The sequence below is a fragment of the Cystobacter fuscus DSM 2262 genome (genome assembly GCF_000335475.2).
Taxonomy (GTDB): domain Bacteria; phylum Myxococcota; class Myxococcia; order Myxococcales; family Myxococcaceae; genus Cystobacter; species Cystobacter fuscus.
On record NZ_ANAH02000021.1, the window covers coordinates 137,386 to 159,865 of the forward strand.

The 22,480-nt window shown below is 68.2% G+C and carries 20 protein-coding genes; 13 read left to right on the forward strand and 7 right to left on the reverse strand.

Translation table 11 applies throughout. From position 1 onward, the window contains the following. Positions 1-22 precede the first annotated feature (22 nt). From D187_RS30800 to D187_RS30835, 7 genes are all read left to right on the forward strand, one after another. Positions 23-778: a hypothetical protein gene (locus tag D187_RS30800; protein ID WP_043432178.1), complete on the forward strand. Its 756-nt coding sequence runs from the start codon at positions 23-25 to the stop codon at positions 776-778. Beyond that, positions 775-2,007, forward strand: a complete 1,233-nt coding sequence (locus D187_RS30805; RefSeq protein ID WP_002629941.1) for a YcaO-like family protein — start codon at positions 775-777, stop codon at positions 2,005-2,007. Before D187_RS30800 ends, D187_RS30805 begins: the two co-directional genes overlap by 4 nt. Then, entirely contained in the window at positions 2,004-3,344 is a 1,341-nt protein-coding gene (locus tag D187_RS30810) for a TfuA-like protein (protein WP_002629940.1), read from the forward strand. Before D187_RS30805 ends, D187_RS30810 begins: the two co-directional genes overlap by 4 nt. A 205-nt stretch (positions 3,345-3,549) precedes the next feature. Next, positions 3,550-5,235, forward strand: coding sequence for a CBM96 family carbohydrate-binding protein (locus tag D187_RS50595; RefSeq protein WP_051256624.1), 1,686 nt, complete (start codon positions 3,550-3,552; stop codon positions 5,233-5,235). A gap of 210 nt (positions 5,236-5,445) precedes the next feature. After that, positions 5,446-7,251 carry a serine hydrolase gene (locus D187_RS30825; protein WP_002629938.1) on the forward strand — a complete coding sequence of 602 codons (1,806 nt, stop codon included), beginning with the start codon at positions 5,446-5,448 and terminating at the stop codon, positions 7,249-7,251. A 235-nt stretch (positions 7,252-7,486) separates the two neighbouring features. Beyond that, positions 7,487-9,313: a DUF4215 domain-containing protein gene (locus D187_RS30830; RefSeq protein WP_063725042.1), complete on the forward strand. Its 1,827-nt coding sequence runs from the start codon at positions 7,487-7,489 to the stop codon at positions 9,311-9,313. 74 nt (positions 9,314-9,387) lie between these two features. Next, positions 9,388-9,840 carry a hypothetical protein gene (locus D187_RS30835; RefSeq protein ID WP_002629936.1) on the forward strand — a complete coding sequence of 151 codons (453 nt, stop codon included), beginning with the start codon at positions 9,388-9,390 and terminating at the stop codon, positions 9,838-9,840. A 55-nt stretch (positions 9,841-9,895) separates the two neighbouring features. Here the strand turns inward: D187_RS30835 and D187_RS30840 are convergent, their stop codons facing one another. Continuing rightward, the gene (locus D187_RS30840) at positions 9,896-10,321 is read right to left on the reverse strand and encodes a hypothetical protein (protein ID WP_002629935.1); all 426 of its coding nucleotides are present in this window, start codon (positions 10,319-10,321) and stop codon (positions 9,896-9,898) included. 111 nt (positions 10,322-10,432) lie between these two features. Between D187_RS30840 and D187_RS30845 the strand changes: the two genes are divergently transcribed. Further along, complete coding sequence (locus tag D187_RS30845) at positions 10,433-12,580, forward strand: M13 family metallopeptidase (RefSeq protein ID WP_002629934.1); 2,148 nt, start codon at positions 10,433-10,435, stop codon at positions 12,578-12,580. A 97-nt stretch (positions 12,581-12,677) separates the two neighbouring features. Here the strand turns inward: D187_RS30845 and D187_RS30850 are convergent, their stop codons facing one another. Next, complete coding sequence (locus D187_RS30850; RefSeq protein WP_002629933.1) at positions 12,678-13,322, reverse strand: glutathione S-transferase family protein; 645 nt, start codon at positions 13,320-13,322, stop codon at positions 12,678-12,680. Positions 13,323-13,496: 174 nt separating this feature from the next. Here D187_RS30850 and D187_RS54215 point away from each other — a divergent pair, with 174 nt between their 5' ends. Further along, entirely contained in the window at positions 13,497-14,000 is a 504-nt protein-coding gene (locus D187_RS54215; protein ID WP_002629932.1) for a hypothetical protein, read from the forward strand. A 54-nt stretch (positions 14,001-14,054) separates the two neighbouring features. On the opposite strand, the gene D187_RS30865 is transcribed toward D187_RS54215, so the two are convergent. Further along, the gene (locus D187_RS30865; protein WP_002629931.1) at positions 14,055-14,705 is read right to left on the reverse strand and encodes a TetR/AcrR family transcriptional regulator; all 651 of its coding nucleotides are present in this window, start codon (positions 14,703-14,705) and stop codon (positions 14,055-14,057) included. Between the two features lie 90 nt (positions 14,706-14,795). On the opposite strand from D187_RS30865, the gene D187_RS30870 reads away from it, so the two are divergent. Next, a complete protein-coding gene (locus D187_RS30870) occupies positions 14,796-15,659 on the forward strand; it encodes a ketopantoate reductase family protein (protein ID WP_002629930.1) in 864 nt (287 codons plus the stop codon). Positions 15,660-15,751: 92 nt separating this feature from the next. Here D187_RS30870 and D187_RS30875 read toward each other — a convergent pair whose 3' ends face one another. From D187_RS30875 to D187_RS30885, 3 genes are read right to left on the reverse strand one after another with little or no spacing between them, the layout of a single operon-like run. Further along, a complete protein-coding gene (locus tag D187_RS30875) occupies positions 15,752-16,171 on the reverse strand; it encodes a GFA family protein (RefSeq protein WP_002629929.1) in 420 nt (139 codons plus the stop codon). A 44-nt stretch (positions 16,172-16,215) separates the two neighbouring features. Continuing rightward, a complete protein-coding gene (locus D187_RS30880; protein ID WP_002629928.1) occupies positions 16,216-16,986 on the reverse strand; it encodes a trypsin-like serine peptidase in 771 nt (256 codons plus the stop codon). A gap of 1 nt (position 16,987) precedes the next feature. Next, positions 16,988-17,758, reverse strand: a complete 771-nt coding sequence (locus D187_RS30885) for a zinc-dependent metalloprotease (RefSeq protein WP_002629927.1) — start codon at positions 17,756-17,758, stop codon at positions 16,988-16,990. A 394-nt stretch (positions 17,759-18,152) separates the two neighbouring features. On the opposite strand from D187_RS30885, the gene D187_RS30890 reads away from it, so the two are divergent. Both D187_RS30890 and D187_RS30895 read left to right on the forward strand, forming a co-directional pair. Next, complete coding sequence (locus D187_RS30890; protein ID WP_002629926.1) at positions 18,153-19,334, forward strand: DUF6068 family protein; 1,182 nt, start codon at positions 18,153-18,155, stop codon at positions 19,332-19,334. 204 nt (positions 19,335-19,538) lie between these two features. Then, on the forward strand, positions 19,539-20,549 hold the full coding sequence (locus tag D187_RS30895) for a methyltransferase (protein WP_002629925.1): 1,011 nt from the start codon (positions 19,539-19,541) through the stop codon (positions 20,547-20,549). Positions 20,550-20,570: 21 nt separating this feature from the next. On the opposite strand, the gene D187_RS30900 is transcribed toward D187_RS30895, so the two are convergent. After that, positions 20,571-21,578: an aminoglycoside phosphotransferase family protein gene (locus tag D187_RS30900; protein ID WP_081713923.1), complete on the reverse strand. Its 1,008-nt coding sequence runs from the start codon at positions 21,576-21,578 to the stop codon at positions 20,571-20,573. Between the two features lie 123 nt (positions 21,579-21,701). On the opposite strand from D187_RS30900, the gene D187_RS30905 reads away from it, so the two are divergent. Beyond that, positions 21,702-22,457, forward strand: a complete 756-nt coding sequence (locus D187_RS30905; protein ID WP_002629923.1) for a class I SAM-dependent methyltransferase — start codon at positions 21,702-21,704, stop codon at positions 22,455-22,457. The last annotated feature ends 23 nt before the right edge of the window (positions 22,458-22,480 follow it).

The following is a 22,480-nucleotide window of genomic DNA, read 5'->3' on the forward strand; positions in this document are numbered from 1 at the left end:
CGGCTTCCCAGGACCCTCGACCATGCCCCGTCCATCCCGACACACCCACTTCTACATCAGCCCCGTCACGACCCACACCAGCGAGGACAGCGGCGCTCTCGGCTTCCGAGCGACGCTCCTCGAGGGGTTCGCCACCCGATTCTCCGCCTACGTCCTCGAGCCCCGGAGTGTAATGCCCCGGGACATCACCCACGAGGTGGAGTGGGTCCCCGGCATCGTCGCGGGCGGCGGCGGCGAGTTCGTCCCGGAATGGAGCAAGCAGGAGCTGCATCTGAGGGGCATCCGGAAGGGCCGCGCCACGCTCTCGGCCACGTACGAGGGGAGTTCGCTCACGGTCGCCATCGAGATCCTCGAGTCGGACATGCTCCTCTACGCCCCCGATGGCTTCATCTACCGGGTGCCCACCGAGGTCTGGACCCACGCCCGCCCGGCCCCTCCGCACGATCCCAATCCCACCCGAGTCGTCCGCTATCGCCCGGAGGAGCTGCCCAGCCATATCCAGAGCCTGCTGGAAAACGAGGTGGCGCTGGCCAATGTGCCGGGCGGCGTCAACCTTCCCAGCCCATCCCAGAAGGACATCGCCCCGAGCGACAACATCACCTGCTTCCTGCTCAACCTCAACAGCATCATGTTGAGCTACTCGCCAAGAAAAGCGCGAGCTCCCGGGAGCAATGCCGCGGTCCTGGACTCCCCCCCCGCGGAGGCTCCCGAGTCGGTCCGTTCCAAGCCCGCCGCCAGGAAGGCCCGGAAGACGGCGCCCCGCCGCAAGCGCGGATGACCCCCCGCGCCCCCAAGAACTTCCGGGCCGGCACGCACCGGCTGCTGGCGCCGGAGGAGACCCTCGAGCGCATCCGCCGGTTCATGCCCCTCATGGGCATCACCCGCATCGCCAACGTCACCGGGCTCGACACCCTGGGCCTGCCGGTGGTGATGGTGTACCGGCCCAACTCGCGCTCACTGGCCGTGTCGCCCGGAAAGGGATTGGACCTGATCTCGGCCAAGGTCTCCGGGTTGATGGAGTCGGTGGAGGGCTACCACGCCGAGAACATCCACCTGCCGCTCAAGCTGGCCAGCCATGCCGAGCTGCGCTTCAGCCACCCGCTCGTGGACGTCACCGGCCTGCCGAGGCTGTCGGCCAGCCTCTTCCACGAGCACCTGCGCCTGCTCTGGGTGGAGGGCGTGGAGTTGATGGAGGGCCGTGCGGTGTGGGTGCCCTTCGATCTGGTCCACACCTGCTTCACCCTGCCCCTGCCCACGGGCAGCGGCGCGTTCCTCATGAGCTCCAATGGGCTGGCCTCCGGCAACCACGTGCTGGAGGCGACGAGCCACGCGCTGTGCGAGGTGGTGGAGCGCGACGCGACCACGCTCTGGCACCTGCGTGACGAACGGGCGCGGCGCGGCACCCGGCTCGTGCTGGACACGGTGGACGATCCGGCCTGCCGGGACATGCTCGCGCGCTACGAGCGGGCTGGTGTCGAGGCCGCCGTCTGGGAGACGACGACAGACGTGGGCCTCTCCGCCTTCCTGTGCCGCATCGCCGAGCGCACGCCGGATCCACTCCGTCCCCTGCCCGTCACCCAGGGCATGGGGTGTCACCCGGCACGACAGGTGGCCCTGCTGCGCGCGCTGACCGAGGCGGCGCAGAGCCGGCTGACGCTCATCTCCGGGGCGCGGGACGACGTGAGCCTCCAGCGCTACGAGGGCATCCGGGACCTGGACCGCACCGCGCGCGCCCTGGAGCACATGCGCTCCGAGCCCCAGGTCCGCCGCTTCCAGGACGTCCCCACCTTCGAGGGGGAGTTCTTCGATGAGGACGTGGCGTGGTCGCTGGAGCGGCTGCGCGCGGCGGGACTGCGCCAGGTGGTGGTGGTGGAACTCACGAAGCGGGAGCTGGGCATTCCCGTGGTGAGGGTGATCATCCCGGGGCTCGAGCCCCTGCACGACATTCCCGGCTACAGCCCGGGGGCGCGGGCCCGGCGCATCCTCCAGGAGGCACGGCACTCATGAGAGGCCGCATCTACATCTTCACCGGGCCCACGCTGTCGGCCCAGGAGGGCCGGGCCGAGCTGGATGCCACCTTCCTGCCTCCGGTGGCCCAGGGGGACGTGTACCGCGCCGCGCTCGGCAAACCGGTGGCCATCGGCATCATCGATGGGTACTTCGAGCGTGTGCCCGCGGTGTGGCACAAGGAAATCCTGTGGGCCATGTCCGAGGGGATCCACGTCTTCGGCGCCGCCAGCATGGGGGCGCTGCGCGCGGTGGAACTCGCGCCCTTCGGCATGGAAGGGGTGGGCACCATCTTCGAGTCCTTCCAGCGCGGAGAGCTGGAGGACGACGACGAGGTGGCCGTGGCGCATGGCTCCGCCGAGGACGGCTACCGGCTGTTGTCCGAGCCCCTGGTGAACCTCCGCGCCACGCTGGCGGCGGCACGCGCCGCGGGGGTGGTGGGCCCGGCGACGAGTGCCGTGCTGGAGCGCGTGGCCCGGGACCTCTTCTACATGGAGCGCGCGTGGCCCACGGTGCTGACGCGGGCGGCGCGCGAGAGCGTGCCCTCCGTGGAACTGGAGGCCCTGCGTGCCTGGCTGCCCCGGGGCCGGGTGGACCAGAAGCGCCAGGATGCGCTGACCCTGCTGCGCACCCTTCGGGCCCGGCTTGACGCGGGGCTCGCACCGAAGCAGGTCCGCTACCACTTCGAGCACACCGATGCCTGGGAGGAAGTCCGGCGGCGCGCGAGCCGGCTGCCGCTCGGAGGAGCCGAGGGGGAAGACGTGGTGCCGGAGTCCCTGCTCGATGAGCTGCGGCTGCGCGCCGACCTTCCAGGGGCCTGGCGCGCGGCGCTCGCCCGGGCGCTGGCGGTGGAGCAGGCCGCGCGCCTCGGCAGGACCGTGGACGAGGAGGAATTGCGGCGCACCGCCGAGGTCTTCCGCGCCGAGCACGGGCTGTTGTCCGCCAAGGACTTCACGCGCTGGCGGCGGACGCAGCGCGTCGAGGACCTCGAGCGCTTCCTCGAGGAGGAGTCGCACGTGCGTTGGGTGGAGACGCTGTGCGCCACGGACGCAATGCGCCACCTGCCGGACCACCTGCGGGCCACGGGTGAGTATGGCCCCTTGTTGGAGCGGGCCCGGGACAAGGAGCGGGTGCTCGCCGCCAACGGGCTGGAGCACCCTCTGCTCGCGGATGCCGGGATGACCGAGGCGGAGCTGTGGCGGTGGTTCTTCGAGCAGCGGCGGGGACAGCCCGTGCCCGAGGATCTCGACCACCATGCGCGCGACAGTGGCTTCGCCGACGTGGACGCGCTGCGCCGGGCCGTGCTGCGCGAGCGCTGCTATGCCCGCCTCCGCTGATGCTTCTCCGCGGGACGCGGCTGCGTTCTCGCGGCACGCACGGCAGAGGGAGCCGTGAGCACGGCTCCCTCGGAAGCCCAGGGGATGGGGCGCTCCAAACGAGCTGGCACGAAGGGTGCTCATGGAGAGCGCCGCAACCCTTCACCACAGAGCAACCCCCTCCATGAGTCACCCGAAACGCTCCCCATTCCTTGATGCCCTCCCCATGGCCGCGCTGCTGCTGTCCGCTTGCGATCCCGAAGCTTCCCTCCAGGAGCCGCGGGCCAGCACCCAGGACGCGCAGGTGCTCGACGCACTGGCCTCGTGCCCGGAGGATTTCGTGCTCAATGGGGCGCAGTGCACGCGCGTCTCCTATACCCAGACCTTGGAGCCCGTCGCCGACGCCTATGTCTCCTCGAGCGCCCCGGGCACCAATTATGGCTCGAGCGGCGAGCTCATCGTCGACCGTTCCTTCAACGAGACCTTCCTGCGCTTCGACCTGAGCAGCCTGCCACCGAACGTCCGGGTCAAGTCGGTCAAGCTGAGCGCCACGGCGTACACCGGCTTTGCGTGGGGAGGAGACGGCAGCGTCTACACCTACTTCGTCCCGGATGACTCCTGGGCCGAGAACACCGTCACCTGGAACACGAAGCCCGCCGTATCGGGGGATGCGCTCGGCTCCTGGTGGCTCTGGTACAACGACAACATCGGTGACCAGGTCGGCTCCAACTCCAGCTCGGCCCTCATCCCGGTCGTGCAGGCGGAGCTCTCGGGGGACCGCCAGATCAGCCTCCGCCTGAACTCCCCGGGCTATCGCACCAACTACCGCTCGCGCGAGTACACCAACGCCAGCCAGCGTCCCAAGCTCCAGGTCACCTATGACTGGGTCACGACCCTGGAGCCGGTCGCCGACGCCTACGTTTCCTCGAGCTTCCCGACCGCCAACTACGGCTCGAGCGGCGAGCTCATCGTCGACCGTTCCTTCAACGAGACCTTCCTGCGCTTCGACCTGAGCAGCCTGCCGGCCAGCGCGAAGGCCACCGCGACCACGCTCTCCGCCACGGCGTACACCGGCTTTGCGCAGGGAGGGGACGGCAACGTCTACACCTACTTCGTCCCGGATGACTCCTGGGCCGAGAACACCGTCACCTGGAACACCAGGCCCGCCGTATCGGGGGATGCACTCGGCTCCTGGTGGCTCTGGTACGACGGCACCGCCAACGACCAGGTCGGCTCCAACTCCAGCCCGGCCCTTCTCTCTGCCGTGCAGGGGGAACTCGCGAGGGACCGCAAGGTCAGCCTCCGCCTGAACTCCCCGGGCTATCGCACCAACTACCGCTCGCGCGAGTACGCCAACGCCAATCAGCGTCCCAAACTCCAGATTGCCTACATCATTCCCGCGGCCGTGACGCTCACGCCCAGCGCGGATGCCTACGTCTCCTCGAGCGCCCCGGACTCCAATTACGGCTCGAGCAGCGAGCTCATCGTCGACCGTTCCTTCAACGAGACCTTCCTGCGCTTCGATCTGAACGGCCTGCCGTCGAACGTCCGGATCAAGTCGGTCAAGCTGAGCGCCACGGCGTACACCGGCTATGCGTGGGGAGGAGACGGCAGCGTCTACACCTACTTCGTCTCGGATGACGCCTGGGGTGAGAACACCCTCACCTGGAACACGAAGCCCGCCGTGCTGGGCAACGCGCTCGGCTCCTGGTGGCTCTGGTACAACGACAACATCGGTGACCAGGTCGGCTCCAACTCCAGCCCGGACCTCATCCCGGTCGCGCAGGCGGAACTCTCGGGGGACCACCAGATCAGCTTCCGCCTGAACTCCTGGGGCTATCGCACCAACTACCGCTCGCGCGAGTACACCAACGCCAACCAGCGTCCCCAGTTGGAGCTCGTGCTCGAGTAGAAGCCCTGGCACAGGCACTTGTGCCACCGGACTGTGCCACCTCCCGTGCCTCATGACCCCGAGGCACGGGCCTCTCGTGCCCTCCTCTCCTCTGTACGCCGAGGAGACGCCCCGGGAGGACAGGGCTCCAGGCCCCGGCACGCAGGCTGCAATGGGCTCCGTCGCAATCTCAGACGCCGCCGGGCGCTTCGACCCGGCAGGAGCCCCATCATGTTCAACCTGCGTTCCCGTTTGCTGTCCGCGCTGACCCTGGCCAGCGTGACCTTCTCCACCGCGTGTGGCCCCGCCGAGCCCACCACCGACACCGACGCCCCCGCCGAGGGGCTGGCCTGGCGCGAGGACGCCGCGCTCGCCGAGAGCCTCAACACCACGCCCACCGCGGCGTGGTGGTACTACGGGCAGACCCCCGAGCAGCTCTCCGCGCTGGTGAGCGCCAATGACGCTCGCATCATCAGTCTCCAGGTGGAGCAGGCCTCGCCGCTGCGCTTCACCGTGTCCCTGGTGAAGAACACCGGCACCCACGCCAAGGGCTGGTGGTGGTACTACGGGCTGACGGCCAGCCAGCTCTCCTCGTACCTCAGCACCAACAACGCCCGCATCGTCAGCCTGTCTCCCTATGAGGTGAACGGGACGACGTACTTCGCGGCGGTGATGATCAGCAACACCGGCGCCGACGCCAAGGGCTGGTGGTGGTACTACGGCGCCACCCCGGCGCAGATTGGCACCGTACTCCAGCAGAACAACGCGCGGCTGGTGGACCTCGAGAGCTACGCCACCAGCGCCGGCACGCGCTACGCGGCGGTGATGATCAGCAACACCGGCGCCGACGCCAAGGGCTGGTGGTGGTACTACGGCATCACCGGCAGCCAGATCTCCAGCTACCTGTCGCAGAACAACGGGTTCTTGACCCACATCCAACCCGCGGATGCGAGCGGCTCCACGTTCAACGTCATCATGGAGCAGAACCCGGGCATCGCCTGGTGGTGGTACTACGGCGCCTCCTCGTCGCGGCTCGCGGATGCCCTGTCGCAGAACGGCGCGCGGCTGCTGGACGTGAAGACGTACTCGTCGGGCGGCGTGCGCAAGTTCGCGGCCATCATGGTCAACAACTCGAACGCGGCCACCACGCGCATCGGCGAGCTGATGCGCGACGGGACGGATGGCGACACGGGCCACTACGTCAAGCAGGTGGGCGGCTCCGTGCAGGCGTCCCTCCAGGGCAACCTCGTCTTCGAGCCCGCCAGCACCATCAAGGCGCTCATCGGCCTGCACGCCATGCGCGAGGTCGACGCCGGCCGTGCCAGCCTGAACCAGCTCGTCAACATCTACGCACCGTCGTCCGGAAGCTGCCCCACCAGCACCATCACCGGCACGGAGACGCTGGGCAACGCCATCTACAACATGCTCGAGTTCTCCGACAACCAGCGCACCCGGGCGGTGATCGACGCCTTCGGCTTCGCGCCCATCAACCAGACAGCCGACGCCGTGGGCATGGCCTCCACCCAGCTCAACCACTACCCGGGCTGCGGTGGCCCGGTGGCCAACGCGCTCACGCTCGCGGACGCCGGCCGCATGTACGAGGGCATCGCCAACGGCACGCTGCTGTCCGCCGCCAGCCGCACCGCCCTGTACCAGCGCATGCCCGAGCAGGCCGGTGACTTCACCGGCATCCGTGGCGCGTTGAGGACGCTGGTGGACGAGGAGGGCACGAAGCTCGGGCTGAGCACCACCGCCCTCACCCAGTACAAGAGCCGCCTCATCTCCCACTACAAGGCGGGCAACTACACGCTGTGCGGCAGCGGCTCGTGCCTGGAACACATCTCGGTGGCCGGTGTGGCGGAGGTCCCCCGCTGCTCGCTCGGTGTGACGTCTACACAGAACTACGTGTGGGGAATCTTCATCTCCGGAGCCAGCAACAAGACCGCGGCGGGCAATACCTTCCATTCCGCCAAGGTCGAGCCCCTGCGTGAACCCATCCGCGCGGCCCTCTCCAACTGGAGCACCTGCTACCCGTAGTCTCTCACCGAGACAATCTCGAACCCGGCGGAGGCGGATACACCGCGCCTCCGCCGTCTTCGTTGCGCGGAAAGAGGCATGGCGTGCTGTTCGAACGCACATGGCGTCACATGTCAGTCTGATATGTTATAGATGGCGGACTCTCGCTCCAACCACCCTCCAGGCATGTCGGGGCCGTGGATTCCGGCGCTGCCCAAGGGGCATCACTCTCGCACTGGAGCGATTGAACTTCCCTATGGTCAATACATCCAGAACACCGCGGCTCGCGGTCCTCTTGTTAGCGACGCTCTTCTCGTCACTCGTAGCCTGCGGGGTTTATGCACCGGACAGGGACGGCGGCACGGCTCCGGGCAACCCCGATGCCTCCACGGCGGCCGATAGCGGCACCCCGGATGCGGATGTCGGCCCGATCCCGAACGGCCCCGACGCCTCCACTCCCCACGATGGTGGCGCCTCGGACGCGGACGGCGGCCCGACCCCGGATGACCCCGATGCCTCCACTCCCCACGATGGTGGCGCCTCGGACGCGGACGGCGGCCCGACCCCGGACGACCCCGATGCCTCCACTCCCCTCGATGGTGGCGCCACCACGTGTGGTGACGGCCTGAAGCAAACCGAGGAGGCCTGTGACGACGGCAATACGTCGAGCGGTGACGGATGTACGGCGACCTGCGACGCGGTCGAGCCGGGATGGGCTTGCGAGCTTCCGGGCAGGCCCTGCACCCGACTGCCAGTGTGTGGCGACGGAAAGGTCGAGAGCCCCGAGACGTGCGACGACGGCAACACGACCGCCGACGACGGATGTTCCGCCACCTGCACCCTGGAGCCGGGTTGGAGCTGCCCCGCCGCTGGTAGGCGCTGCCTCGCCGCGCTGTGTGGTGATCAGATCATCGCCGGTGACGAGGAGTGCGAGGACGGCAATGACCTCTCGGGAGACGGCTGCGGCAACCAGTGCCGCCTCGAGTCCGGATACAAGTGTGACACCATCGGCGAGCCGTGCGTCCGCACCATTTGTGGCGACCAGAAAGTCGAGGGAACGGAGCAGTGCGACGATGGCAACAACGACCTGGGTGACGGGTGCTCCCCCCTGTGCATGCGCGAGCCCCGGTGCACCAACGGAACGTGCCAGGCGGTGTGCGGAGACGGCATGCTCCTTCCCGGCGATACCACCGAGGAGTGCGATGACGGCAACACCCGCGCCCACGACGGCTGCTCTCCGGCTTGCAAGCTCGAGGAGGGCTTCATCTGCCAGTCCATCGAGCAGGACCCTCCTGACAGGGAGGAACTCCCCATCGTCTACCGTGACTTCCGCGGCTACGATCTGCCGGCCAGCGGCAGCCTGCCGCGCGGCCATGTCGACTTCGAGAACGCCAACGGCGCGGAGAGGGGCATCGTGGCCACCCTCCTGGGCTCCGACGGCAAGCCCGTGTACGCGAAGACCAACGGATCCTCCTCCACCACCCACGGCAAGGCCGCGTTCGATCAATGGTACCGGGACGTGCCGAACATCAACATGACGCTGGTCCAGACGCTCTCCCTGAATCGCCAGCCGAACGGTTCATACCGGTTCGAGGACACGAGCTTCTTCCCGTTCGACAGCGCCGGTTGGGTCGCCCGTGGCGTGGAACCCGTGCGCCGTGGGGGCGAGGGAATCGCTCACAACTTCAGCTTCACGAGCGAGACGCGCTACTGGTTCGAATACAAGGGCGTCGAGGTGCTCGAGTTCTACGGCGACGATGATGTGTGGGTATTCATCAACGGCCGGTTGGCCCTCGACCTCGGTGGCGTGCATGCGGCGGAAGCGGGCAGCATCAATCTCGCGCAGAAGGCCGCCGAGCTGGGCCTGCAGCGGGGGCGCATCTACGAGGTCGCGGTGTTCCAGGCCGAGCGTCACACCACGGGGTCCTCGTACCGGCTCACGCTCAACAACTTCACCACGCGCCGCACCCAGTGCGAGCTCCTGTGCGGCAACGGCGTCATCGACCAAGGAGAGCAATGTGATGATGGCAACAACACCTCCAACGACGGCTGCGGTGCCACCTGTCTGCTGGAAATAAGATGAGCGCACGCGCTCCGTAGCTCCTCAGCGCCCCCTGGCCTGGGACCCGCTCCCAGGCCCTTCTCGAGCGCACGCACATGTCCATGGATCCCCACCGCGAATATTGCCGGCGTCAGCACCGCCTCCTGGCCCACCACCTCAGCATCGAGGCGTGGTGCGCGGGAGACGACTGCATCCTCCTGGAGCGCAACCACCTGGAGGAGTTCCTCAAGCTCGAACGCTTCAAGAGCACCCGCGTCCAGTGGCTCCTGGAGGACATCAAGCCCTGGTTCAAGCACACGGAGCCCGTCTACGCCGGCCCCGAGGGTGACCTGTCCTCGCTCGAGGCGCTGTACCTCTCGCGCGTGCCCATCGCCCGGAAGTTCCTCGTCCGGCCGGATCCCCTCAACGCCGACGAGCTGATCGTCTGGTTGAGGAACAACGGCCTGCGCATCAGCCTGCTGCATTCGATCAGCGCGGTCATTCCGCCCTCGGAGGAGCAGATCGTCACCCGGCTGGCGCTGCTCGCCTCGGGGCTGTCCGAGCCGTGACGCGCCGCCCGGGGAGAGGCCATCTTCCCCGGACGGCGCGAGTCCCGCCGCGCGACTACTCGACCCAGTGGACCTTGCCCAGACCGGCGGGGATCAGGTCGCACACATAGAAGATGTCGTCATACGGATAGTTGTCATAGACGCCCCGGGCGGCGATGCAGCGCGCCGACTCGGGATGCGGCGCGTTGAACTCGGCGGCGAGCTGCTGGCAGTACGCGTTGTCGCCCTCGCCCCCGCACTCCTCGGTGCAGCTGTCGGCGCGGATCCAATACGGGTTGTAGAGGGGGTAGGAGTCCGCCTCGGTCCAGCACAGCCCGGTCGAACACTGCGCGTCGGAGGAGCAGCCGGTGCCCACGGCATTCAGGCCCTGCTTCTGCTCCGAGAGCACCTGGGGCGGCTCGGCCACCGTGCCGCCACAGGCCACGGGACCGAGCAGGGCGAGCGAGAAGAGAGAGACAGAGGCCGCGAGGATGTTCCGCATGGAGAAGAGCCTTTCCAGGTGAGGGGAAGACTCCAGGCAACCATTTCTGGCGCGCTGAGCCAAGTCACGTTGTCGCGACTCCAAACATTCCCGTCTGCTAGAGAGCCGTGAATGACCATCCACAACCGACGTATCCCGGGCGCCGCACGCGTGGTGCTCACGACCAGTGCGGCCGCGTGGCTCGCCGCGTGTGCCACGTCCGCGCCGCTGGACAAGGCACCCGCGCCGACGCAGCCCACCGCGGAGGCCGCCCCCCCGGCCCGCTCGCCGAAACCCACCTACGGTGGCTTTGGCGTGGACACCGCGGGAATGGACACCTCCGTCGCGCCCGGTGACAACTTCTACCGCTTCGTCAATGGCACGTGGCACGACAAGGTGGAGATCCCCGCCGACAGGTCGAGCTACGGCATGTTCACCACGCTCGCGGAAGAGGCGAGCCGGCGCACGCGCGCGCTGATCGAGGAGTCCGCGGGCGCCAACGCGCCCGAGGGCAGCGAGGTCCGCAAGCTGGGTGACCTGTTCGCGAGCTTCATGGACGAGGCGGCCATCGAGGCGAAGGGCATGGCACCGCTCGCGCCCGAGCTCGGCCGCATCGCCGCCATCGCCAACCGCAAGCAGCTCGCCGCCGCCCTCGGCGACACCCTGCGCGCCGATGTGGATCCGCTCAACACGGGCCACGTCAACACGGACCGGCTGCTCGGCCTCTGGGTGTCCGAGGACCTGAACGAGCCCTCCCGTTATGCCGCCTATCTGCTGCAAGGAGGCCTGGGGCTGCCGGATCGCGACTACTACCTCGTCGACAACGAGCGCTTCACGGAGGTCCGTCAGAAATACCAGCAGCACATCGCCGCCATGCTGCGCCTGGCGGGCATCACCGACCCGGAGGCCCGGGCCAAACGCATCCTCGAGCTCGAGCGCGACATCGCGCGGGTGCATTGGAGCCAGGTGGACACGCGGGACGTGCTCAAGGCCAACAATCCCTGGCCCCGGGAGGAGCTGGCGCGGCGCGCGCCCGGCCTCGACTGGGACACCTACCTGGGCGCCGCGGGCCTCGGGCAACAGCGCGAGTTCATCGTCTGGCAGCCGAGCGCGCTGACGGGAATCGCGAAGCTCGTCGGTGGCGCGCCCCTGCAGACCTGGAAGGACTACCTGACCTTCCACGCCATCGAGCGCGCCGCGCCCTTCCTGCCCAAGGCCTTCGTCGAGGAGAACTTCGCGTTCAATGGCCGGGTGCTCTCCGGCGCGCAACAGTTGCGCGAGCGCTGGAAGCGGGGCGTCGACGTGACCGGCGGGGCGATGGGCGAGGCCATCGGCAAGCTCTACGTCGAGAAGTATTTCCCGCCGGAGGCCAAGGCGGAGGCCGACAAGATGGTGCGCAACATCATCGCGGCGTTCGATCGGCGCATCGACGCCCTGGCGTGGATGTCCCCGGAGACGAAGAAGCGCGCGAAGGAGAAGCTCGCCACCCTCCAGGTGGGCATCGGCCACCCGGCCCGGTGGCGTGACTACTCGGAGCTGGAGATCGTGCGGGGGGACGCCTACGGCAACACCGAGCGCGCGTCGCGCTTCGAGTACCAGCGCGACCTGCGCAAGCTCGGCAAGCCGGTGGACAGGTCGGAGTGGTTCATGGTTCCGCAGCTCGTGAACGCGCTGAACTCCCCGCAGCAGAACTCCATCATCTTCCCCGCGGCCATCCTCCAACCGCCCTTCTTCGACGCGCACGCGGACCCGGCGGTGAACTACGGTGGCATCGGCTCCGTCATCGGGCACGAAATCGTTCACAGCTTCGACGACGTGGGCGCGCAGTTCGACGCGCGCGGCAAGCTGGAGAACTGGTGGACCCAGCAGGACGCGGCGAAGTTCAAGGCGGCTGGCCAGGCGCTCGCCGCGCAGTACAGCGCCTACCGGCCGCTGCCCGACGTCTCGGTCAACGGCGAGCTGACCCTCGGCGAGAACATCGCCGATGTCGCCGGGCTGGCGATCGCCCATGACGCCTACCGGCTGTCACTGGGTGGGCAGCCGGCGCCGGTGCTCGATGGCTTCTCCGGCGAGCAGCGCTTCTTCCTCGGCTTCGGTCAGGTCTGGCGCAACAAGTACCGCGAGCCGACGCTCCGCCGCCTGCTGCTGACGGATGGGCACTCGCCGGGCGAGTACCGCGCCTCGACCGTGCGCAACCAGGATGCCTGGTACGAGGCCTTTGGCGCCACGCCTGGTCAGGCCCTCTACCTCGCTCCCGAGCAGCGCGTGCGCATCTGGTGAGGGTGTGAAGCGAGGCACCGAGGAGCAGGAAGTCCTCGGTGCCAACGAGCGGGGCCGCGCATCCATGAACGTGGAGCCGTTCCACACGGGCCGGCTTTCACGTGTCGAAGCGATAGGTGGTCTCGCCGCTGGAAGCTCGCGTCGCGAACCGCTGACAGAACGTGTTCAGCTCGGAGTAGGAGTCAGTCGGCAAGACGCCCCGAAACTCCAGATGGGTCACGAGGCAGAAGAGCGAGACCTCCAGGAAGCTCAGGTCCCGATGCGGCGGGAGCGAGGCGAGCGCGGGCCTCGCGTTCTCCTCCAGCCACGACATCATGTTGCTCAACCCCTTTCGCATCTTCGCGCGGTGGGCATCGCTGTCGCTGGTGCCGGCCAGCCCGGCCATGATCAGCGCCACTTCCGTCGCCATGGCCTGAAGCACGAGCTCCTGCGCATTGGCGAGCAATGGCTCGTCGAGGTCTTCTGGCCAGACCACGCGGGGACTGGGACTCGAGCGCCGCCACAGCTCGCGACAGACATTGAGCGCACCGAACCAGACACCTCGGGACGTCCGCAAGACCGGGATGCGGAGCGCGGGGTTGCCGCCGTAGTCCTCCGGATTGGAGGACATGAGGTCGCGCACCACCTGGAAGGAGTAGTCGACGCGCATCTCCGCGGCGAAGATCCGCGTGACGCGCGTGAAGTGTGAGCTCGAGCGGCCGATGAGGACTGGTCTGGCGAGTTCTTCGAGTGCAGCGGGCATGCGTGTTCCTCCGAATCCGGGGCAAGAGCCATCCTGAGCTGACACCGTACACGAGCGCCTGCCCAGGCCCCCCTCCCTCAGGGGCGAGGCAGCGGCTTGGGCCTTTGGGGAACAACTGGACCGACCCCTGGTCAATCCAGAGGGGCATCCCCACCTCAACAAGGGGGAGGTCCCATGCCAGAGAAGACCAAGAAACTGCGTGCCAAGACAGCCAAGGCCAAGGGCACGACGATGACGGTGATGGCCTCGGATACCGGCGAGGTCCCCGCCGGGAAGAGCGCCCACGCCCTCAAGAAGAGCCGCGGTATCGTCGGCAGCACTCGGACCACCGAGCGCTCCGTCAGCCGACGCCGCCCGCCCGGTGAGGGAAAGACGGCCCAGAGCCTCAAGCTGCCCCTGCCCGAGACCGGCAGCAGCACTTCGCGCCGCGAGACGATTCCGGACGAGGCCGCCGCCGCCTATCGCCAGGGGCACCGCCGCAAGACGGTGGCCACCGAGGAGGCCGCTGCCTACCGCCGCGAGGAGCGTCCCAAGGTCCCACGCAACGAGGCGAAGCAGCGCCAGGAGGCGCGCAGCAAGCGCGGCTCGCCCGTCCAGGGCCGCAAGAAGGCTCCGAGCGAGATGGACATCACCCGCCGGGGCGGACCGCGCAAGCGTCTCCCCCTGCACGGTGGCTGAGACTCCACGAGGGCTGTCCCCTGGCGCGCCCAGGCGGACGAGCTTTGGGAGCGCTCAGCCCCGCTTGCCACCGGCCGGGGGCGCCTTGCCTTTCTTCGCCTTGCCCTTCTGGAGCTTGTCCTTCGTGCCGGTCGGCTCGACGCTCGCCGCGATGGTCCGCAGCGCGTCCGTCAGGTCCTTGCTCGAGGGAGCGCGCTCCGGATCCACCAGCCATTGCAGCAGCAACCCGCTGAGGAGCGCCTGGTAGAACGAGCCGACCGCCCACGCCTTCCTGTCGGCGGTGGCATCCAGGTTCTGGAACAGCTGGGCCATTTGGACGCGCCCCGCCTCCAGACCGGTGGCGAGCTGCTCGCGGACCTCCGGCACGTGCCCGATGCTCGCGTAGACCTCGAGGCTCGCGGACACCATCCCCCGGTGCGTGGCGAACGACTCGAACACCCGCTTCCAGATGGCCTCGAACCGTTCCAGGGGCGAGGCCTCGGGTAAGAGCTCGGCGGCCAGCGCGCGCTTCATCTCCTCGCCCCACGCCTCGCACGTCTGGACGAGGGCCGCGTTCATCAGCGCCTCGGTGGATTTGAAGTGGTAGCCGATCGCCGCCAGGCTCGTTCCCGCCGCGGCGGCGATGTCGCGTGCTGTCGTCCGCGCGTACCCCTTCTCGTACAGGCAGCGCCTGGCTCCCGCGAGCAGATCCTCACGATTTCCCATGGTTGGGAGCATACCCGATGCCGGCACAAACGTCTTGGACACTTGTCCTAGACTTATGTTCAAGACGTTTGTACAAATGTCTCACCCATCATGAAAATCGCCATCGTCGGTCCCGGAGCCATCGGCAGCACATTCGCTTTTCATCTCGCTCGCGCGGGTCACGACGTGACGGTCGTCGCGCGCGGTGCACGCCTCGCGTGGCTCGAGAAGGAGCGCGCCATCGTCACCACGGAGGAGCAGCGCGCACCGGTCGAGGTGAGTGCCACGCTCGACGCCATCACCCCGTGGGATCTGGTGCTGGTCACCGTTCTCGAGCACCAGGTCGATGAGGTGCTGCCCGCGTTGCGACACAGCGCCGCGAAGCAGGTGATGTTCATGTTCAACACCTTCGCGCCACTCGACCGGTTGCGCGACGCGGTGGGGGCTCACCGCTTCGTCTTTGGCTTTCCGGCCATCTTCGCCGAGTTCAAGGACGGCAAACTCAAAGCGCAAGTCATCCCGCGCTCGCTCGCCGCGCTGCAGCTCACCATCGTGACGGACCCCGCGTGGGCCGAGATCTTCTCGAAGGCCGGCATCCCCACCGACACGCAGACCGAGATGCACAGCTGGTTGCGCACCCACGCCGCGGTGGTGGTGCCCGTGATGATCACCGCGACCCGTGTGCACGAGCGCGGGTCCGGGCTCTCGTGGAAGGAGTCGCACGAGGTTGCCCTCGGCCTGGCCGAAGGGTTCGCCCTCGTTCGCTCACTCGGCCATCTGGTGACGCCTTCGAACGTGGCGGTCCTCGGCAAGCTACCGGCGCCGCTCACCACGCTCGGGCTGTGGTTGCTCAGCCGGCACCCCATGATGGCCAGCCTCGGAGGGAAGGGACCCGGGGAGGCACGCACGCTGATCGACGCCATGGTCGCCGCCGCGCCGGCACGGAGCGCGAGGCTTCAGTCGCTGCGGCCGTGATGCCGCTCGGCCTCCAGATGTTTCGTCCCGTCGACCGGGGTCGAGGAAGAACACCCACCCGCCCGCCACGAATCGCCCCAGGATCGAGGGGCTCAGTCCGGCATGGCGTCGAAGGCCGGGAGGCCCGGCGGTAGCGCGACCCAGGCCGGGCGGCTGCGGGTGAAGATCGCGATCTGCGGACGGAAGGACGTCGGATCGTCCAGGGAACCCGCGTAGATGGTGTGGGAGTCGTCCTTGCCGACCTCGCCCCCGAACACGAGCCCGCCGCAGACAGGACAGAAGTTGCGCACGGCGTCGGTGCCCTTGTAGGACTTTGACCAGAACTGCCGTGTCTCGCCGCTGAAGCGAACCGCGCTGCTCGCGAACCCCATGAACGGGATGAACCCCGAACCGGAGGCCTTCCGGCAGTCGGCGCAGTAGCAATAGCCAGTGAACAACGGTTCCCCCTCGGCTTCGTACCGCAGCGCGCCGCAGAGACAACCGCCCGTATGACGAACCTTGTTCTCACCCATTCCGGGGTTCTATCCGGCGTCCAACTCGCGGACAATCCACGACGTCAGCGTTCGACGATGTCGGCGCTCTGCAGGTACGGGGACGCTTCGACAATCGATTGCACGGTCCAGCCCCTGTTGGCTCCGTGGCCTTTCTCATCGCAATCGCCGTCGGTGTGGATGCCCACCAGGTAGCCTTGACGGTTGAGCACGCCAGCGCCGGAACTCCCCACCAGGGTGTCCAGGTCCGTGTAGTAGACGAGCTGATTGCATGAGTCCAGGAACCTGCCTTCGGCGATGACCTTGGGCCGGCCCCGGGGATGCTGGATGATCGCCAACCGCTCGCTCGCCCGGGTCGTCAGCAAGACCGGCGTGACCGCGGGAAGCGCGTCGAGCTGGATGAGCGCATAGTCGGGCGCGAGCGATTGCTCGATGACCGAGCCCTCGACCACCAGCGGGTCGCCGTCGGGCTCGTTCTCGAAGTTGAAGACCAGCAGCGACCGGTCTCCGAGCCCGACACAGTGACCCGCGGTCAACACCACCGGTCCCGCGCTCGCCTCAATCAGCGTTCCGGTGCAGCGCCCGTCGATCAGGACGACCGCGTCTTCCCTGTCCTGGACGACATCGGCGAACTCGCCCTGGTAGCTGTTGATGGGGGTGAAATCGAGCGTCGGACCGCACTGCCAGAGGCTGCTCACCTCTGGCTTCTTTGGCTCCTCGCAGACCAGGGGAGCCGCGGGCACCGCCGTTCCACAGGCCGCGAGGCCCAGGACGACGGTGCCCACGAGGAACAGGCCCCACGGAGTGATGAACGGACCAGGGGGCCGCGGTACCATCTCAGTAGAGGTAGTTCAGCGCCGTCTTGTCGGAGCTGGTCCACTCGCCGGTCTCGGTCGAGCGGAAGCAGGAGTTCATGATCGAACCGCCCACCGTGGCCGTGCCCGACGTGCCGGGGATGAGGATGGCACCCACGCCCGCGGTGCCCTCGTTGGTGGCGGTGCCGCCGCAGCTGATGGAGCGGTTGTAGTAGTCCGAGTGGCGGAAGCCGATCGCGTGGCCGAGCTCGTGCGTGATGACGTGCTCGTTCACGTCAGCGCTGTAGCTCTGCAGCCCGGTGCCGATATTGATGGTCCCGTAGGGCTTGCCGCCCGAGGGGAAGCCCGCGGAGCCGCCGGCGCCGGACATGGTCGTCGCGGTGATGTTCGCGGTGCAGCCGGTGGTCGGTCCCCGCGCGAAGGTGATGCGCAGCCCCAGTCCGTTGTAATTGGCGATGGCCGCATCGAGCCCGGCGCTGAGCCGGCTGTAGCTGGTGAACGAGGAGGTGGGGTTGACGCAGATCTTCGTCACGGAGGTGCCGACGATGTTGGTCGTCTGGTACTGCTCCGCGCTCTCCTTGCCCGGCTGGAGCATCTCGCGGGACGCCTCGAGGGTCACGTGGGAGTCGAGCCCCACGTACACGGCACCCTCGTGAACCATGATGTCGTCGGCCGGAAACCCAGCCTCGACCAGGTTGGAGATGATCTCCTGGTTCTCGCTCTGCATGTCGGCACCGCAACCAGACAGCACCGCGCCACAGCTCGCCACGAGGATTGCCGCTCTCTTGAACATTTTCGTTATCCCGTTGTCCTGAGGTTGGACGCGCTCGCCTGGGGGGGGTCCAGCCGCGACCGCGCGCCCCTTTCCATGAGCAACCCTCGGGCCAAGCCCTGGCCACACCGGAAAACAAGGACTTGGCCAGCAATACCCGCTTAATCCTGGAGCACGGCTGCTCCCGTCATCCCAGGACTTATTGTAAAGAATCCTGACATTTTGGGGTGAAAGGGCTGTCAGCTCAAAGGGTTGCGCACACGACACCGGACTGTCCGAGTCTCGGACGGGGTGCTGTCCATTCGGACAGTCGGCCCTTACCACCCCTCGCACGCTCCAGGGTTCGATGTTGAACCGGATGCGCTCTGAGTCTCTGGAATGGGCGTGAATACGCTCCCGGTGTATCAAGTCCCCCATGAACATGCGCCACTCCAACCTCCCCCTCGCCGCGCTGCTGGGCGCGGCCCTGTCCTTCCTCCCGGGCTGCGAGACCACGAAGTCGAGCAGCCCTTCCCCTTCCGACCCCCAGACCCAGGAGCCCGCCATGCAGGCCGCTGAAGCCTGGAAACGCTCCCGCGTGGGCGACCGCGTCACCTACTCCTTCTCCGCGACCCACGGCTCCGAGCCTCGCGGCGGCGGCACCGCGCGCACCCTCGGCGGTCAGCTGACGCTGGAGGTGGTGGCCGTGCAGCAGCCCTGGGTCTGGGTGCGTCTGGCCTTCACCGACGAGGCCGGCAAGCCCCTGTCCCACCCGCGGCTGGCGCAGGAACTCCTGATCCCCGTGCGCGCGGACACGACGCGCACGCTCGACGTGCCCCACGCGGGCGAGGCCACCGCCGAGAAGCCCTCCAGCGCGGGCCGCACCTGGGAGGCCACGCGCTACGTCAGCGATCAGCGCCCCGTGGACGGCCCCCTGCGCACGCGCGTGTACGCCAACACTCCGGGCCCGCTCTACCTGACGCACGGCCTGCTCGACGCGAACACCACGCTCTCCGGCTTCGGCGCCTCGGGCGGCTTCCAGCTCACCCTGCGTGAGTTGCGCGAGGGCTCGGCGGATGCCAACGCCCCCGTGCCCGCGCTGGAGCGGCCCCTGGGCCCGGGCGCGTACTACGAGCGGAGCGTGGACGTGGGCCCCTCGCCCAGCGTGCAGCGCGTGTGCTTCGCCGCCGAGCGTGGCTACCTCCTGCGCACCGAGGGCCCCATCGACCCCCAGGCCGCTCCCTGCTCCGACTTCTCCCAGGCCGAGCCGGAGCCCCTCGAGGAGCTGCTGATCAACCTGCCCTGGGAGGCGCTGTCCTCGGGGGACTGGCCTCCCGCCGCCGCCGCGTCCGGCACCCGTGGCACCTTCACCGTGGAGGGCCGCGGCGTGCCCGCCCTCATCGAGCAGCGCACCGAGAACGTCGAGGGCACCCAGCGCGTCTTCTCGGAGACCTACGCGGCCGAGCCGTGGGCTCCGGCGCTCGCGGGTCTGCCCTATGAGGCGCGCTTCCAGCCGCTCGCCAGCGGCACCGAGCGCGTGGCCGCCGGTGGCAAGCGCGAGTCCGAGGGCGGCACGCGCCTCGTGCGGTGGGGCACGTGGCTCGGGGGCCAGAAGTAACGCCAGCCCTCCACGTCGTCAGCCTCGAGGTGGCGCCCGACTCCGAGTCGGCATGACTCCAGTGGAGCATCGGAGTCGAGGCGTCCCTCGAGCAGCACCAAGACCATCACGACGACGAGCCCCACGAGCCCGAGCGTGTGACATTCACGGCGGGTATGTGTTTCTATTGACCTGTTCTTGGGCCCTGGCCCAAGAATGCGAGGCATGAATCCGCTCACAGAGAACCCCTCGCAGCGAATTGTCGACCTGAGCTTTGGCTTCATCTACTCCGCCGCACTGTGCGCCGCGGCGGAACTGGGCGTGGCCGACCTGCTGGAGCAAGGCCCTCGGAGCGCCGCGTCACTCGCGAAGGAGTTGGGGGCCGATCCTCAATCGCTGTACCGACTCCTCCGCCTGCTGGCGAGCGCGGAGGTGTTCTCCGAGGATGACTCCGGGCACTTCTCGCTCACGCCCGCCGCCAATTACCTCCGCACGAACGCACCGGGCTCTCTGCGCAGCGCCGTGCTGATGCTCACGCAGCGCACCTTCTGGGCGCCCGCCGGGGAACTCTCGCAGACGGTGCGCACGGGGAAGGACCCCTTCGACCGCATCTTCGGCGCGCCCTTCTTCGACTACCTCGAGCGTGACGCCAAGGAAGGGGCCCGCTTCCACCACGGCATGTCCTGCCTCTCCGACCTGGAGAATGGCCCCATCGCCAGGAGCTACGACTTCACGGCGATGCAACGCGTGGTGGACGTGGGGGGAGGACATGGCGGCTTCATCATCGAAGTGCTCAAGGCCAATCCCCAGGTACGCGGCGTGCTCTACGATCATCGCCACGTCCTCGCCGAGGCCCGGCCCACCCAGGCGGGCCTGGCGGACCGCTGCGAGCTCGCGGAGGGGGACTTCTTCGAGTCGGTGCCCGCGGGCGCGGACGCGTATCTCCTCAAGCGCATCCTCCACGACTGGAGCGACGAGGTCTGCGTCCGCATCCTTCGCAATTGCCGAAAGGCCATGCCGGCGCACGGGCGCATCCTGGTCGTGGACGCCGTCATTCCCCCGGGGAACACGCCGCATGACGGCAAGCTTTTGGACGTCTTGATGATGATGTCCCTGCCGGGGCGCGAGCGCACGGAGGAGGAGTTCAGGAAGCTCTTCGCCCAGGCGGGGCTGCGGCTCACGCGCGTCATCCACACGCCGGCCGCGCTCAGCATCACCGAGGCCGTGGCGGCGTGAGCGCCAGTCACCCCCGTACTCCTACGGCGACTCCGAGCCCGAGAGCGCGTCAGCCGTGCCCAGGTATTCACGCGCCAGCTCCCGGATACCGAGTTGCTCCAGGTGCAGCCCCGTCGAGAGCCTCTCGATGATGCTCCATTCCCAGATGGGCTGCTCCTCCACCCCGGTGCGCTCCGCCAGCAACCGGCTTCGTTCCCGTGCGAGCGCTCGGGCTCCGCTTCCCCGGAGATCCTCGTTCCAGCCTCGCAGCACCACGCCCAGGTCATAGGCCGGCTCGATGTGCAGCCCGTCCGGATCCACGAACTTGAACTCCGGTCCGGCCTCCTCCCTCGCCAGCAGCAGGTTCCCCTCGTGGGGATCCCCATGCGCGAGGAGCGCCCGGCTCGAGGAGAAGCTCGCGGCCCGGCGCTCGATGTACCGCAGCGCCGTCTCCACCGTCCGCCGGTCGCACGGGCCTCCCAGGCTCCGCCACGTCTCCTCGATGAACCGCGCCAGGCTCTCCGCCTTTTCGGCTCCGTTCATGAGGCGCATCCCGCCCGGCATTGGCATCCATGCGACTCGCAAGGTGTCGCACAGCGCTTCCACCTGGCGGCGCATCGGCCATCCGAGCCCACCCAGCGCGGGGCCCAGCCGCTCCAGCAGCATCGCCCGTCGTTCTTCATCGTGACGGAGCAGCCGCGCGTAGCCTCGCCCTCCGGCGGCTTTCAGCACGCTCGCCTCCGTCCCGCCCGCTGTCGAGCCGGGCAGTCCAATCTTCAGCACGACCTCCTGCCCATCGGCCGTTCGTGCCTCGGAGAGGAAGGCCTCGCTGCCCCCGCTCAGTGGACGTCCCAGGGTGAGTTCCCACTCCCCGCACAGACTCGTGACCACGGCTCCGAGCCCGGCCAGCCAGCTCAGCCCCGCTTCGCCCCCGGCCCGCGCGCGCTGCTCCACCCACTCCGATACCGTCGGCGCTCCCGGATCCACCGCGGGTCCGGCGCGCTCCCGTCGCTCGTCCGGCTCCGTTGTTCGCGGTGGGGGGCTGGTCATTCGCGAACGGTATCAAGTCGTGCCCGGCCCGGCTGAGCTTCCCTCTCCTATACTGTGCGCCGACGTGGGCTGGCCGAGACGGGCCAGCGCCTGGGGCCTGGCCCCGAACAGAAGGAGCCTGCCATGGGAATCACGATGTCTCCGCAAGAGTACGCCACGGCGTTCCGCTTGCTCGCGGCCTCCGCCCGGCACCCCGAAAACATCCAGCAGGTCGTCGAGGAACGAATCCTCCCCCGGCTACCGAAGCAGCCCACGCTGCTGGATGTCGGCGCGGGATCGGGCAAGGTGGCCGAACGACTCGCACCACACTTCAGCTCGCTCACCTTGCTCGAGCCCAATCAGAACCAGATCGCCGGATTCAAGCTCGAGAAGGCGAAAATCCTTCTCGAGCCCCTGGAGCACTACCACTCGCCCGAACGATATGAGCTCGTCGTGTGCTCGCACGTGCTCTACCACGTGCCGCTCTCCGAATGGGGAGCGTTCATCGACAGACTGCTCTCGTTCGTGCGCCCCGGAGGCTCCTGCGTGATCGTCATGGCCGCTGCCCGGGGGCCCACCTACGAGCTGTGTCGCGACTTCTCGGAGACGATGCTGTTTGGCGAGCAGTTGCTCACCACCATGCAACACAAGCGTCTGCCGCACGAGGTACTCCCGACGATGAGCGGGTTCGTGGCGAGGACCTTCGAGGAGATGTACACACTCTGCCGCTTCTTCGTGCTCGAGGGCTGCTTCACGGCGGAGCAGCTCGCCGCCCTGAGCGAGGACGAGGTGCGCGCGCTCGATGCGAGGATTCGCGTGCACGCCGAGCGCTGCCGGGGCGAAGACGGCGTGTATCGCCTGGAGCAGGAGGAGGATCTGATCCTCCTGCCCAGGACGTAGCCCTCCGCCGGGGCCGTCGGCGC

Bases quoted from the DNA above. Each gene is read 5' to 3' on its own strand.
- D187_RS30810 (WP_002629940.1), top strand. From the start codon at position 2,004: ATGAGAGGCCGCATCTACATCTTCACCGGGCCCACGCTGTCGGCCCAG.
- D187_RS30885 (WP_002629927.1), bottom strand. From the start codon at position 17,758: ATGTTCAAGAGAGCGGCAATCCTCGTGGCGAGCTGTGGCGCGGTGCTG.
- D187_RS30800 (WP_043432178.1), top strand. From the start codon at position 23: ATGCCCCGTCCATCCCGACACACCCACTTCTACATCAGCCCCGTCACG.
- D187_RS30830 (WP_063725042.1), top strand. From the start codon at position 7,487: ATGGTCAATACATCCAGAACACCGCGGCTCGCGGTCCTCTTGTTAGCG.
- D187_RS30890 (WP_002629926.1), top strand. From the start codon at position 18,153: ATGAACATGCGCCACTCCAACCTCCCCCTCGCCGCGCTGCTGGGCGCG.
- D187_RS30900 (WP_081713923.1), bottom strand. From the start codon at position 21,578: ATGACCAGCCCCCCACCGCGAACAACGGAGCCGGACGAGCGACGGGAG.
- D187_RS54215 (WP_002629932.1), top strand. From the start codon at position 13,497: ATGCCAGAGAAGACCAAGAAACTGCGTGCCAAGACAGCCAAGGCCAAG.
- D187_RS30865 (WP_002629931.1), bottom strand. From the start codon at position 14,705: ATGGGAAATCGTGAGGATCTGCTCGCGGGAGCCAGGCGCTGCCTGTAC.
- D187_RS30880 (WP_002629928.1), bottom strand. From the start codon at position 16,986: ATGGTACCGCGGCCCCCTGGTCCGTTCATCACTCCGTGGGGCCTGTTC.
- D187_RS50595 (WP_051256624.1), top strand. From the start codon at position 3,550: ATGGCCGCGCTGCTGCTGTCCGCTTGCGATCCCGAAGCTTCCCTCCAG.
- D187_RS30825 (WP_002629938.1), top strand. From the start codon at position 5,446: ATGTTCAACCTGCGTTCCCGTTTGCTGTCCGCGCTGACCCTGGCCAGC.
- D187_RS30850 (WP_002629933.1), bottom strand. From the start codon at position 13,322: ATGCCCGCTGCACTCGAAGAACTCGCCAGACCAGTCCTCATCGGCCGC.
- D187_RS30870 (WP_002629930.1), top strand. From the start codon at position 14,796: ATGAAAATCGCCATCGTCGGTCCCGGAGCCATCGGCAGCACATTCGCT.
- D187_RS30840 (WP_002629935.1), bottom strand. From the start codon at position 10,321: ATGCGGAACATCCTCGCGGCCTCTGTCTCTCTCTTCTCGCTCGCCCTG.
- D187_RS30905 (WP_002629923.1), top strand. From the start codon at position 21,702: ATGGGAATCACGATGTCTCCGCAAGAGTACGCCACGGCGTTCCGCTTG.
- D187_RS30875 (WP_002629929.1), bottom strand. From the start codon at position 16,171: ATGGGTGAGAACAAGGTTCGTCATACGGGCGGTTGTCTCTGCGGCGCG.
- D187_RS30835 (WP_002629936.1), top strand. From the start codon at position 9,388: ATGTCCATGGATCCCCACCGCGAATATTGCCGGCGTCAGCACCGCCTC.
- D187_RS30805 (WP_002629941.1), top strand. From the start codon at position 775: ATGACCCCCCGCGCCCCCAAGAACTTCCGGGCCGGCACGCACCGGCTG.
- D187_RS30895 (WP_002629925.1), top strand. From the start codon at position 19,539: ATGAATCCGCTCACAGAGAACCCCTCGCAGCGAATTGTCGACCTGAGC.
- D187_RS30845 (WP_002629934.1), top strand. From the start codon at position 10,433: ATGACCATCCACAACCGACGTATCCCGGGCGCCGCACGCGTGGTGCTC.